The sequence below is a fragment of the Pararhizobium mangrovi genome, assembly GCF_006516965.1.
GTDB classification, from domain to species: domain Bacteria; phylum Pseudomonadota; class Alphaproteobacteria; order Rhizobiales; family Rhizobiaceae; genus Pararhizobium_B; species Pararhizobium_B mangrovi.
Map to the genome: position 1 here is coordinate 227,079 of NZ_VHLH01000004.1, position 7,647 is coordinate 234,725.

At 65.8% G+C, this 7,647-nt stretch carries 7 protein-coding genes and 2 pseudogenes; 5 read left to right on the forward strand and 4 right to left on the reverse strand.

Annotated features, from left to right (window positions below; all coding sequences use genetic code 11):
- Positions 1-256: 256 nt before the first annotated feature.
- Together secG and tpiA are read right to left on the reverse strand one after the other, a co-directional pair.
- Positions 257-557: pseudogene (gene secG, locus FJU11_RS18540) on the reverse strand (preprotein translocase subunit SecG); the annotation flags it as partial.
- A gap of 103 nt (positions 558-660) precedes the next feature.
- Entirely contained in the window at positions 661-1,419 is a 759-nt protein-coding gene (tpiA, locus tag FJU11_RS04010; protein WP_141165730.1) for a triose-phosphate isomerase, read from the reverse strand.
- A gap of 185 nt (positions 1,420-1,604) precedes the next feature.
- Here tpiA and FJU11_RS04015 point away from each other — a divergent pair, with 185 nt between their 5' ends.
- The 5 genes from FJU11_RS04015 to FJU11_RS04035 all read left to right on the forward strand — a co-directional run bounded on the left by FJU11_RS04015 (position 1,605) and on the right by FJU11_RS04035 (position 7,222).
- Positions 1,605-3,500: a peptidylprolyl isomerase gene (locus tag FJU11_RS04015; RefSeq protein WP_141165731.1), complete on the forward strand. Its 1,896-nt coding sequence runs from the start codon at positions 1,605-1,607 to the stop codon at positions 3,498-3,500.
- Positions 3,501-3,573: 73 nt separating this feature from the next.
- Entirely contained in the window at positions 3,574-4,608 is a 1,035-nt protein-coding gene (gene trpD, locus FJU11_RS04020) for an anthranilate phosphoribosyltransferase (protein ID WP_141165732.1), read from the forward strand.
- Positions 4,609-4,671: 63 nt separating this feature from the next.
- The gene (gene trpC, locus FJU11_RS04025; protein WP_141165733.1) at positions 4,672-5,484 is read left to right on the forward strand and encodes an indole-3-glycerol phosphate synthase TrpC; all 813 of its coding nucleotides are present in this window, start codon (positions 4,672-4,674) and stop codon (positions 5,482-5,484) included.
- Between the two features lie 4 nt (positions 5,485-5,488).
- Positions 5,489-5,986: a cyclic pyranopterin monophosphate synthase MoaC gene (gene moaC / locus FJU11_RS04030; RefSeq protein WP_141165734.1), complete on the forward strand. Its 498-nt coding sequence runs from the start codon at positions 5,489-5,491 to the stop codon at positions 5,984-5,986.
- The gene (locus FJU11_RS04035; protein WP_141165735.1) at positions 5,987-7,222 is read left to right on the forward strand and encodes a molybdopterin molybdotransferase MoeA; all 1,236 of its coding nucleotides are present in this window, start codon (positions 5,987-5,989) and stop codon (positions 7,220-7,222) included.
- 14 nt (positions 7,223-7,236) lie between these two features.
- Here FJU11_RS04035 and FJU11_RS04040 read toward each other — a convergent pair whose 3' ends face one another.
- Together FJU11_RS04040 and FJU11_RS18545 are read right to left on the reverse strand one after the other, a co-directional pair.
- The gene (locus FJU11_RS04040; protein WP_141165736.1) at positions 7,237-7,395 is read right to left on the reverse strand and encodes a YqaE/Pmp3 family membrane protein; all 159 of its coding nucleotides are present in this window, start codon (positions 7,393-7,395) and stop codon (positions 7,237-7,239) included.
- A gap of 112 nt (positions 7,396-7,507) precedes the next feature.
- A pseudogene (locus FJU11_RS18545) lies at positions 7,508-7,647 on the reverse strand (ferredoxin--NADP reductase); the annotation flags it as partial.

Genomic DNA, 7,647 nt, shown 5'->3' on the forward strand with positions numbered 1-7,647 from the left:
CCGACACCCGCGTCGCTTCCGCCGCCCGTCGGAACGCCGGACCGAGCGTCGTCACCGGTCGTCGTCTGGCCGTTGCCCTGCCCGGCCGCATTGCCGCCGTTCGAGGAGGACGGCTGCTGCGTGGAGGACTGGCCACCGGCATTGCCGCCATTGGTCGAGCCGTTCTGGTTCGCGCCCTGCCCGGCCGTGCCACCGTTCGCCTGGTTGCCACCGGTACCGGCATTACCGTCCGGTGCGCTCTGGTTCAGCTGGTCGAGGAGCGTGCCACCGGAATTGTCGCCGTTCTGGCCGGAGCCCTGCTGGACGGGGATGCGGTCGAGAATGTCCGTCGGGCCGCCGCCGTAACGGGCCAGAAGGCCGAGACCGAGCGAGGTGGCGAAGAAGGCCGCCGCCAAGATGCCCGTCGTGCGTGTCAGCGCGTTGGCCGCACCACGCGCCGACATGAAACCGGAGCCGCCGCCGATCCCGAGACCGCCGCCCTCGGACTTCTGGACGAGGACGATGCCGACCAGCGCGATGACGATCAGGAGATGAAGGACGATCAGGATCGTGTGCATAAAGGCTTTCCGGGCGCAAAAAGGGGGAAAATCGAGTTGGGCGGGTCATTACACGACGCCGCGGGGCTTTCCAACCCCGCCGGCCGGACCTGCCGTCAAAACGTCACGGGGCGTCCGGCTGCGCCGTCGCCTCGGCGATCGCGAGAAAGCCGCCCGCATCGAGGCTCGCACCGCCGACGAGTGCTCCGTCGACATTGGCGACGCCCATGATGGCGCCGGCGTTGTCCGGCTTCACGGAGCCACCGTACAGCAGCCGCATACCGGGTGCGAGCGTTTCCGTGCGCTGGCGCAGGAAATCGTGAACCTCGCCGATATCCTCGAGCGAGGGCGTCAGTCCGGTGCCGATCGCCCAGACTGGCTCATAGGCGATGACGGTGTTCCTGGCCGTGGCACCCACCGGCAGCGAACCTTCGAGCTGGCGGCCGACGACCGCGATCGTCTCTCCGTTTTCGCGTTCGAATCGGGTTTCGCCGACGCACACGATGGCGATCAATCCGGCCGCATGGGCGGCTTCGGCCTTTTGCCGCACGAGGTCGTCACTCTCGCCGTGATCGGCCCGACGCTCGGAATGGCCGGCGATGACGTGAGTCGCGAAGCAGTCCGCGAGCATCGCCGCGGAAACGTCGCCCGTGTGCGCGCCGGAACTCTCGGGGTGGCAATCCTGCCCGCCGATACAAAGTGCCGTATCTTGTGCAAGCGTCGTCGCGACGTAGGTGAGCGTCGCCGGCGGGCACAGGAGGAGATCGCAGTTCGGCGCCAGCGCGTCGGATGCATCCGCGACGCGCTTGATCTCGCCGAGCCGCGCGCGCAGGCCGTTCATTTTCCAGTTGCCCGCCACGAGCGGACGAATGCCGGGTGTCATGACACCTCTCCCTTTTGTCGTTTCACGCCGCCTATCAGATGGCGACCGTGCGCGACAACGATCGCGGGTGAACGAAGCACCTGCCAATTCGCTCCGCGCTCTTCAATTTACCGGTTCTTTCGGCTATCAGGTGCGCGAAATCACCACCGGAACGCTTAAAAAACAGCGACGAGGTCGACACCGCCATGATGGACTTGATGCGCCGCGCCGCCCAGACCTGGGCCGCCAAGCTGCTTCTGATCGTTCTCGTTCTCTCGTTCGGCGTGTGGGGTATCTCCGGCACGGTGATGAACGGGATCGGCGGCGGCGATGCGGTCGTCAAGGTCGGCAATATCGACGTCTCGTCGAACGAGTTCCGCCTTGCCTACCGGCGCGACCTCGCCATGCTTTCCCAGCAGTTCAACACGCAGCTGACGCCCGAACAGGCCAAGGCGCTCGGCGTGGAACAACGCGTCTATTCGCAGCTCGCATCGAGCGCGACGCTCGACCAGCTGGCCGAAAACATGGATCTCGGCATTTCGCAGGACGAACTCGCCAAGACGATCGGCTCCGATCCGGCTTTCCAGGATTCGTCCGGCAATTTCAGCCGCCAGACGTTCCAGAGCACGCTTGCCAATGCCGGCATGACGCAGAAGGACTACATCGCCGACCAGGGTCACGCCGCCGTGCGCCGGCAGATCGTCGAGGCGCTCGCGGGCGGCATGCAGCCGCCTGTGACCCTCGTCAACGCCACGCTGCAGCACGAGAACGCGACCCGGGACGTGGAATATCTGCTCGTCACGAAGGACATGATCGACCCGATCGGGGATCCGAGCGACAAGCAGCTGCAATCCTATTACGACGCGCACAAGAGCGACTATCAGGCATCGGAATTCCGCAAGATCGCCTATGCCGCGCTGACGCCCCAGACGATCGCCGATCCGGGTTCCGTTTCCGAAAAGCAGGCGCGGGAATATTACGAGCAGAACGCCGACCAGTACGGTACGCCCGAAAGGCGCACGGTTGAGCAGCTGTCCTTCCCCGACCAGAAGGTCGCCGAAGCCGCGAAAGACAAGCTCGATGAGGGCACGTCCTTCGAAGCGCTCGCCAAGGAACAGGGCAAGAGCGCCGACGACATCAAGCTCGGAACGTTCAGCCGCAAGGATTTTCCCGGCAAGAACCTCGCCGAAGCCGCCTTTTCGCTGAAGAACGCCGGCGACACCTCGGGTGTGGTCAAGGGCGCGTTCGGGCCGGTCATTCTCAAGGTCACGAACATCGAGGCGGGCAATACCAAGCCCTTCGATCAGGTCGAGGGCGAGATCCGCAAGCAGATCGCCACGCAAAACGCCGGCGATCGCATCTCGGACGTGCTGACGAGCTACCAGGACGACCGCGCGGGTGGGGCGAGCCTGGTGGAAGCGGCCAAGAAGGAGGGCCTGAAGCCTGTCGTCGTCGATGCCGTGAACCGCCAGGGCGAGACGCCGAAGGGCAAGAAGCTCGATCTTCCCAAGCAGGGCGAACTTTTGAAGGCGGCCTTCGACAATCCGCAGGGCGAGGAAATCCAGCCGCTGAACTACGGCACCGCCGGCTATCTCTGGGTGGAAGTGCTGAACGTCGACAAGGCACATCAGCGCCCGTTGAAGGAGGTCCGCGACCAGGTGGCGAGCGACTGGAAGGCCGAACAGACGGACAAGGCCGTCGCCGCCAAGGCGAAGGCGATCCGCAAGAAGATCACCGGCGATACGACGCTCAAGGCCGTCGCCGACGAACTCGGCGTCGGCCTGCAGACGAAACAGGGCATCAAGCGAAGCGGCGGCGACGCTGTCTTCGGCGATGCGGCGGTTGCGGCAGCGTTCGAAGGACCGCAGGGGCTCGTCGCGGTGGCGCCGGCCGCCAACCCGCCGGAACAGATCGTGCTTCACGTCACCGGCGTCCATAACGGCACGCAGCAGGGCTACGACGCCCTGCCCGACCAGGCGTTGACGGCCATGACGAACCGGATGAAGAACACGGTGTTCGGTGAGATGGTCACGATGCTGCAGAAGAAATACGGCGTCTCGATCAACCAGCAGTTGGGCCAGCAGGCCATCCAGCAATATTGACCCGCCTGCTCATGGCATCGACCCGCCTGCTTATAGCATGGACCCGCCCGCTCATGGCGAAGACGAGAGGCGCATGACCGATCTGAAGAGTGCGATCGCGCGGATTGCCGACGGTGAGCGCCTCGATGCCGACGCCGCGCGCGAGGCCTTCGACGTGATGATGGCGGGCAACGCAACGCCGAGCCAGATTGGCGGCTTTCTGATGGCGCTGAGGGTGCGCGGCGAAACGGTGCCCGAGATCGTCGGCGCCGTGCGTTCGATGCGCGCGCGAATGGTCCCCGTCGAGGCGCCCGCCGACGCGATCGACATCGTCGGGACCGGCGGCGACGGTGCTGGCACGTACAACGTTTCGACCTGCGCTGCGTTTCTGACCGCGGCGGCCGGCGTTCCGGTCGCAAAGCACGGCAATCGTGCCCTTTCCTCGAAATCGGGCACGGCGGATGCGCTGACGGCGCTCGGCGTCAATCTGGAGCTTTCGCCCGAAGGCATTGCCGCATGCGTGCGTGAGGCCGGGCTCGGCTTCATGTTCGCGCCGAACCATCATTCGGCAATGCGCCATGTCGGTCCCTCGCGGGTCGAACTTGGCACGCGCACGATCTTCAATCTTCTCGGTCCGCTCGCCAATCCGGCAAGCGTGAAGCGCCAGCTTCTCGGTGTCTACGCGCGCGAATGGGTCGAGCCGCTTGCCGAGGTGCTGCGAGATCTCGGCGTGGAGCGCGTCTGGGTCGTGCACGGCGACGGTCTGGACGAGCTGACGACGACCGGATCGAACACCGTCGCCATCCTCGAAGACGGAGCGATCCGCACCGAAGAGATCGACGCGCGCGACCTCGGCGTGGATCGTGTCGATCTGAGCGCGCTCAAGGGCGGCGACGGCGTGCACAATGCTGCGGCCCTGCGTGCGGTCCTGACCGGCGAGCGCAACGCGTATCGCGATATCTCCGTGCTCAATGCGGGTGCCGCCCTCGTCGTCGCCGGACGCGTGGCGACACTCGGCGAAGGCATGGAGATCGCCGCGGGCACCATCGAGAGTGGCGCCGCTCTCGCTGTCCTCGAAAAGCTGGTGAGCGTTTCCAATATCCACGCCAAGGCGGACGCACGACGCTGAAACGTGCTACGGCCCGAGCGACCGATCACCGGTTTTCGCACGAAATCCATGGAGCAAGGCCGAATGAGCAACATCCTGACGCGGATCGAAGCCTACAAGCGTGAGGAGATCGCTTCGGCCAGGAGCGCGCGCCCGCTCGCCGAACTTCGCGCGGCGATCCGCGATCTCGATGGACCGCGCGGTTTTCGCAAGGCCCTCGACGCGCGCCGCGATGCCGGTGCCTTCGCGCTGATCGCCGAAATCAAGAAAGCGAGCCCGTCGAAGGGCCTCATCCGTGAGGATTTCGATCCGCCGTCGCTCGCGGCACGCTATGAAGCCGGTGGCGCGACCTGCCTTTCGGTGCTGACCGACAATCCCTCCTTTCAGGGACGTCCGGAGTTCCTGACGAGCGCTCGCGCGGCGTGCTCGCTTCCCGCCCTGCGCAAGGACTTCCTCTTCGACACCTATCAGGTCTATGAGGCGCGCGCATGGGGTGCGGATGCGATCCTTATCATCCTCGCGGCCGTGGACGATGCGCTTGCGCATGAACTCGCCGATGCGGCGGGCGAACTCGCCATGGACGTGCTGGTCGAGGTCCACGACGAGGCGGAGATGGCACGGGCGCATGCGCTCGGCACTCACCTCGTCGGCATCAACAACCGCGACCTCAGAACCTTCGAGGTGGATCTTTCCGTCGCGACGCGGCTTGCGAAGCTGGCGCCGAAAGAAAGCCATCTGGTCGCCGAAAGCGGCATCTTCACCCATGCCGATTGCCGCATACTCGCAGAAAGCGGCATCTCCACCTTTCTCGTCGGCGAAAGCCTGATGCGCCAGGCCGATGTGGCCGCAGCGACCGCAAGGCTTCTCACCGAGACCGAACGCACGGCGGCGGAGTGACCCCATGGCCGACGCCCTTTCCCATATCGATGCCAACGGCACGGCCGACATGGTCGATGTCGGCGGAAAAGCGGAGACCGAACGGGTCGCCGTCGCCGAAGGGTCGGTCTTCATGAAGCCCGAGACGCTGGAACTCATACGCTCCGGCAACGCCAAGAAGGGCGACGTGATCGGCACCGCACGCATCGCCGGCATCATGGCGGCCAAGAACACCGCCTCGCTGATCCCGCTCTGCCATCCGCTGATGCTCACCAAGGTCGGCGTCGCGATTACGGAACGCGACGACGGTGCGGGGCTGCGCGTGGAGGCGACGGTGCGCCTTTCCGGCAGAACCGGCGTCGAGATGGAAGCGCTGACGGCCGTCAGCATCGCCTGCCTGACGATCTACGACATGGCGAAAGCTGCCGACAAGGGCATGGAGATCGGCGAGACGCGGCTTCTGTCCAAGAGCGGCGGCAAGTCCGGCGACTGGTCTCGCGCGGCAAGCACCGGAGAGACATGAATGGCGCTGCTCGCGCTCGAAGAGGCGATCGCTCGCGTCCTTGCCGATGCCGTGCCGATCATGGACGAAGAAAGCGTTCCGCTGCGCGACGCGCGTTTACGGCATCTCGCGCGCGATCTCGCCGCCACACGGACGCAGCCACCCTTCAGCGCATCGGCGATGGACGGCTATGCGGTGCGGCATGCGGATATCGCCGACGGCACCGGTGAACTGCGCGTCGTCGGAACGTCGTCGGCCGGCCACGGTTTCGGGGGCGGCGTCGGTGCCGGACAGGCGGTGCGCATCTTCACGGGCGCCCCATTGCCCGAAGGTGCCGACACCGTCGTCATTCAGGAAAACGTCGAGCGGCATGCCGACGATCGCATCACCTTTCGCGAGATGACGGAGCGGGGCCGGCACATCCGCGCTGCCGGTCTCGACTTTCGCGAGGGCGACCGGCTGCTCGGCGCCGGCGACATCCTCGATGCCGGACGGCTGATGCTCGCGGCTGCCATGAACCATGCCGAGGTGCCCGTGCGGCGACGTCCGCGCGTGGCGATCCTTGCGACCGGCGACGAACTCGTACTTCCGGGCGAAACGCCGGCAGTCGACCAGATCATCGCTTCCAACGGTTTCGGCGTTCGGGCGATCGTCGAGGAAGCCGGCGGGGTCGCGATCGATCTCGGCGTCGCGCCGGACGATTTCGCAAGCCTCGACGCAGCGATCGATCGTGGCGATGCAGCGGGCGCGGACGTGCTCGTGACGCTCGGCGGCGCTTCGGTCGGCGACCACGACCTCGTTCGGGAAGCGCTGTCGCGACGCGGCATGGCGCTCGATTTCTGGAAGATCGCCATGCGCCCCGGCAAGCCGCTGATGTTCGGCCGGCTGGGTCGGCAGCGCGTGCTCGGCCTGCCCGGAAATCCGGTCTCGAGCCTTGTCTGTGCCCATCTCTTCCTGCGCCCGCTCGTCATCCGGCTTGCCGGCGGTATCGAACGGGACGATCGGCGAACCGCCGTTCTCGGCCGTGCCGTCGGCGCGAACGACGAACGCCAGGATTACATGCGAGCCAGACTTTCCCTCGGAGACGAAGGCGAACTGGTCGCCACGCCCTTCGAGCGGCAGGATTCGTCGATGATGCGCGTCTTCGCGCAAGCCGACGCTCTCGTGGTCCGCCCGCCCTACGCGCCGGCCGCCGATGCCGGCGAACCGTGCGTGGTCCATTGCCTGCGCGAAGGCCCGATCACGCGAGGCGCGTAGAACCTACCGCGACCCTAGTATTTGGCGATGACCCAGACGGCGTGGACGATGCCGGGAATGTAGCCGAGCAGGGTCAGCAGGATGTTCAGCCAGAACTGCTTGCCGAGGCCGACCTGCATGAAGACGCCGACCGGCGGCAGGATGATGGCGAAGATGATGCGGATCAGGTCCATGGGCACTCCCCGTTCGTGTGGGGTGTGAACGCATCCTGCGTCTTCGGGTTCCAGTCCCGGCTCGATCGGGCGAAACGCTCAGCGTTGATGCGGACGAGCTCAAGCCAGTAAGTCAGCCGACGAAGGCGCGTTCCACGACGAAGGTCGCCGGCGCGCTGTTCGCACCCTCTTCGAGCCCGAAGCTTTCGGCCATCGCCTTCGTGTCGTTCAGCATCTCCATCGAGCCGCAGATCATCACACGGTCCGTCTCCG

Excerpts from the sequence above, each read along its gene's own strand:
- trpD (WP_141165732.1), top strand. The coding sequence starts at position 3,574 with ATGACCGATCTGAAGAGTGCGATCGCGCGGATTGCCGACGGTGAGCGC.
- tpiA (WP_141165730.1), bottom strand. The coding sequence starts at position 1,419 with ATGACACCCGGCATTCGTCCGCTCGTGGCGGGCAACTGGAAAATGAAC.
- FJU11_RS04035 (WP_141165735.1), top strand. The coding sequence starts at position 5,987 with ATGGCGCTGCTCGCGCTCGAAGAGGCGATCGCTCGCGTCCTTGCCGAT.
- FJU11_RS04015 (WP_141165731.1), top strand. The coding sequence starts at position 1,605 with ATGATGGACTTGATGCGCCGCGCCGCCCAGACCTGGGCCGCCAAGCTG.
- moaC (WP_141165734.1), top strand. The coding sequence starts at position 5,489 with ATGGCCGACGCCCTTTCCCATATCGATGCCAACGGCACGGCCGACATG.
- trpC (WP_141165733.1), top strand. The coding sequence starts at position 4,672 with ATGAGCAACATCCTGACGCGGATCGAAGCCTACAAGCGTGAGGAGATC.
- FJU11_RS04040 (WP_141165736.1), bottom strand. The coding sequence starts at position 7,395 with ATGGACCTGATCCGCATCATCTTCGCCATCATCCTGCCGCCGGTCGGC.